General features: G+C 40.7%; 2 protein-coding genes. One reads left to right on the top strand and one right to left on the bottom strand.

The genetic code is table 11. The features are described from left to right. Positions 1-54 precede the first annotated feature (54 nt). Positions 55-1,080 carry an aspartate-semialdehyde dehydrogenase gene (locus PN497_RS18170; protein ID WP_096570085.1) on the bottom strand — a complete coding sequence of 342 codons (1,026 nt, stop codon included), beginning with the start codon at positions 1,078-1,080 and terminating at the stop codon, positions 55-57. Positions 1,081-2,050: 970 nt separating this feature from the next. On the opposite strand from PN497_RS18170, the gene tig reads away from it, so the two are divergent. Then, on the top strand, positions 2,051-3,451 hold the full coding sequence (tig, locus tag PN497_RS18175; protein WP_096570083.1) for a trigger factor: 1,401 nt from the start codon (positions 2,051-2,053) through the stop codon (positions 3,449-3,451). The last annotated feature ends 76 nt before the right edge of the window (positions 3,452-3,527 follow it).

A 3,527-nucleotide genomic window follows, 5' to 3' on the forward strand; every position in this document is an offset into this window, starting at 1 on the left:
CCAGTCCCCAGTCACCAGTCACCAGTCCCCAGTCCCCAGTCACCTCTTCCCCAATCACCCATTCTGAAGTAGATTTTTTTCTACTAATAATTCGGCGATTTGTATCGCATTTAAAGCCGCACCTTTACGGATTTGATCGCCACACAACCATAATTCTAAGCCACAAGGATGAGAAATGTCTTGTCTAATTCTGCCGACTAAAACCTCATCTTTACCACTAGCTTCTATAGGCATGGGGAAATAATTTTTTTGCCAATCTTCCACCAATTTCACACCAGGCGCATTGCTTAAAATTGCTCTTGCTTCATCTGGACTAAAAGGTGTGTCAAACTCCAGGTTAATTGCTTCAGAATGGGCGCGGAGTACGGGAACCCGTACACAAGTAGCAGTAATTCTGATGTCTTGACTACCAAATATTTTCCGAGTTTCGTTGACCATTTTTAACTCTTCCTCACAGTACCCCAAATCTGTCATTGGGGAATTATGGGGAAATAAATTAAACGCCAACGGATAAGGTAACACTTCAGCTACTGGTTGTTGTCCTTGTAATATAGCACTGGATTGAATTTTCACTTCTTCCATTGCTTTTGCACCAGCACCACTGGCAGATTGATAAGTAGCCGCTACAATCCTTGTTACTGGTTTTACTTGATGCAGTGGCCAAACTGCCAACGTCATTAAAATTGTGGTGCAGTTAGGATTGGCAATAATGCCTTTATGCTCGGCTGCGGCTTGGGGATTCACCTCTGGAACTATCAAAGGTACATCCGGGTTCATACGGAAGGCGCTAGAGTTATCTATTACCACTGCTCCTTTGTCTACAGCTACCCCAGCCCAGGTTTTGGAAGTTCCACCACCAGCACTAGCTAAGACAATATCAACATTTGCAAAAGAGCGATCGCTGACTGCCTCAATTACAAGATTTTCGCCTTTAAACTTGAGCGTCTTTCCTGCACTGCGTTCTGATGCTAACAATTTTAAATCCGCCAGGGGGAAATTACGACTTTCTAGTAATTCCAGCAACTCCGTACCTACAGCACCAGTCGCACCCAAAATAGCTACACGATAGGATTTAGACAAATTGGACTTCTCCTTTAAGAGGTTACTAAGGTTACTAAGTTTTTTCTAATACTCAAAATATCTATAATGGCAACATTGAGCAATCAAAGAAGTTTGAATACTTAATGAGTTTTTTTCTAATTTAGTAGATATCTATAATATCTAAAGAATTTGGATTTTAGGATATTTTATTTATATTTTGATTTTATTTGACAATAGTTACCATTTAACCTGTATTACTTTGAATTATACACTACCATACAACAAACTCCAAACTAAGGGTAAAATGAATAGGCTAACCATTAATTAGGTTGATAGAATCAATGGTACAACCTTGGCAACACCAGACTGCTTAGTTAACCATCTCCCAGTGGTGAGTAGGTTTGGGAAGCGGTTACTGGGTTTGAGATTGGGGGTTTGATCTTATCCTTCTCTCTTGAGAGCAGACAAGTATTGTTAGGCAACAGTGCTACCATGAGAATCTACCATGTTGACAGGATATCACAACCTGAACAATCTGGGTAACATTTTGCGTCTAACCTATCATGACCGCAGTAACAGCCATCAATTAAAGATCATTAAGCAGATTTTTTAGGACTAAACAACGTTTAAATGAAAACTTCTGAAAAATCGACTGAGATATCCTATCAGTAAAGATATAGCAGAAAAACTGGAAGGATCTGTAAATTTCTGTGCTATTGGCAGTAAACTAGATATCTGCTGAAGAGCGCAGCCCCTAAGCCCGGAGTTGAGGATGCTTAAAAGACGATTACTGGATAGCTAATTATTTAATTATATTTAATTATTTTGTCTGATTTCGTCAAAAAATCCATCAACTGCACAAAACTGATATATAACCTAAAAATCCCTCTATTAATCTTAATATGAGCGATTAGTATAAGTTTTGTGTTGCACATCAAGTTAATAAGCGAGATATACGCAGCTTGTGTGTACTATCAAAAATGACAACACCAAAAAACAGAGACAAAGCATGAAAGTAACCCAGGAAAAACTTGAAAAAAGCCAAATTGGACTAGAAATAGAAATTACAGCGGAAGTTACCCAACAAAAATACGAACAGGTAATCAAAAATTTAAGTGCTACTGTAAATCTTCCTGGGTTTCGCAAAGGCAAAGCACCCCGGCAGGTATTATTACAGCGTCTAGGAAGCAGTCGCATCAAAGCATCGGTATTGGAAGAACTAATTCCCGAAGTTGTAGAGCAAGCAGTCAAACAAGAAGACATTAAGGCTATTGGCCAACCGAGATTAGTGTCATCCTTTGATGATTTGATTAATAATTATAAACCTGGAGAACCCTTGACCTTTGCTGCGGCGGTGGATGTAGAACCAGAAATCAAAATCCAGCAGTATACAGGATTCCAAGTCAAAGCTGAAGAAATCAAACATGATCCAACACGGGTGGATACAGTGTTAGATCAGGAAAGGCAGAAAATGTCCACATTAATTCCCGTAGAAGGAAGAGCAGCCCAAATAGGAGATGTGGCAGTAGTAGATTTTAAAGGTGTGTTGGCTAAAGGTGAAGGTGAAGACGAGGCAGCAGAACCTACACCCATTCCAGGAGGAGAAGCAGCAGATTTTCAAGTCGAGTTGCAGGAAGATAAATTTATCCCTGGTTTTGTAGTCGGTATGGTAGGAATGAACCCTGGAGAAACCAGAGAAATTTCCGCCCAGTTCCCAGATCCTTATGCGAGTCCAGACTTGGCGGGTAAAGCTGCCTTGTTTACAGTCACACTCAAAGAAATTAAGGAAAAAGAACTACCACCATTAGATGACGACTTTGCTCAAGAAGTCAGTGATTTTGAGACTTTAGCAGAATTACGGGCATCCTTAGAAGAACGTTATCAAAAAGAAGCCCAAGAGCAAACCAAAACCAATCAGCAAGAAGCTTTATTAGCGGAACTGCTCAAGCACGTAGAAATTGATTTGCCAAAAACTTTGATAGATAACGAAGTTGATGTCATGATCAAACAGACAATCATGAAATTGTCAGAGCAGGGAATGGATGTGAGAAAGTTTCTCACCCAAGAAATCCTGAATCAATTGCGCGATCGTTCAGAACCAGACGCAGTAGAACGCCTTAAACGTTCTTTGGCTGTAGAAGAAATCGGTAAACGGGAATCAATCACAGCCACAGTTGAGGAAGTCAACGCTAAAGTTAAAGAACTCTTAGAAGAGTACGCTGATGAAGATATAGATGCAGTAAGACTGCAATCTTTGGTAGAAGCACAGCTAGTAAATGAGAAAATCATGGATTGGTTGCTGGCTAACTCATCCATAGAACTTGTACCCGAAGGTTCTTTAAGCACAGAAGAGGAAACTGATTCAGAAGCAGAACCGGCTACAGAAGCAGAAACAACCAGTCCTGAGTAAAGGTGACTGGGGACTGGGGACTGGGGACTGGTGACTGGTGACTGGGGACTGGGGACTGGGGACTGGTGACTGGGGA

It is taken from the genome of Sphaerospermopsis kisseleviana CS-549 (genome assembly GCF_028329225.1).
In the GTDB taxonomy this organism is placed as follows: domain Bacteria; phylum Cyanobacteriota; class Cyanobacteriia; order Cyanobacteriales; family Nostocaceae; genus Sphaerospermopsis; species Sphaerospermopsis kisseleviana.